The following is a 738-nucleotide window of genomic DNA, read 5'->3' as shown; positions in this document are numbered from 1 at the left end:
GTGCCTGCAGGTGTCTCCAAACTCAACGCTTTACGATGATGACAAAGTGGTGGAAGCTCTTTTAAATGGTGATGTTCAACTCGCTGCTCCTTCTCTTTCTAAGTTTGAGAAATTCACCAAGAAGTATCGCCTTTTCGATCTGCCTTTCTTGTTTGATGATGTCGCTGCGGTTGACCGCTTCCAAAACTCTGAAGCGGGAGAGAAGCTGAAAAACTCAATGAAACGTCGTGGTCTACAAGGCATTGCGTTCTGGCACAACGGTATGAAGCAAATGTCTGCCAATAAACCTCTGATGGTGCCAAGCGATGCGAAAGGACTTAAGTTCCGCGTCCAAGCTTCTGACGTTCTTGTTGCCCAGTTCGAGCAACTTGGCGCAAACCCTCAAAAAATGTCCTTCAAAGAAGTTTACGGCGGTCTACAAACGAAGGTTATCGATGGTCAAGAGAACACTTGGTCAAACATCTACGGTAAGAAGTTCTTCGAAGTTCAAGATGGCATCACGGAAACCAACCACGGTATTTTGGATTACCTCGTTGTGACGTCGAACGATTTTTGGCAGAAGCTACCAGAAGATCAGCGTGAACAGCTCAATACCATCATTCAAGAAGTGACTGTTGAGCGTAACGCTGAATCGACCAAAGTGAACTTGGCGAATAAAAACAACATCATCGAAGCGGGTGGTGTGGTTCGTACGCTAACGCCAGAGCAGCGTCAAGAGTGGGTAACGGCTCTGCAACC

1 protein-coding gene is annotated in these 738 nt (G+C 46.7%); it reads left to right on the top strand.

The genetic code is table 11. The features are described from left to right. On the top strand, positions 1-738 hold a 738-nt coding region (locus R7190_RS27160; protein WP_318137839.1), incomplete at both ends, for a DctP family TRAP transporter solute-binding subunit.

It is taken from the genome of Vibrio sp. 1078-1 (assembly GCF_033340475.1).
The sequence above is the reverse complement of the archived record's forward strand: the minus strand, read 5'-3'. Positions and strand labels throughout refer to the sequence as shown.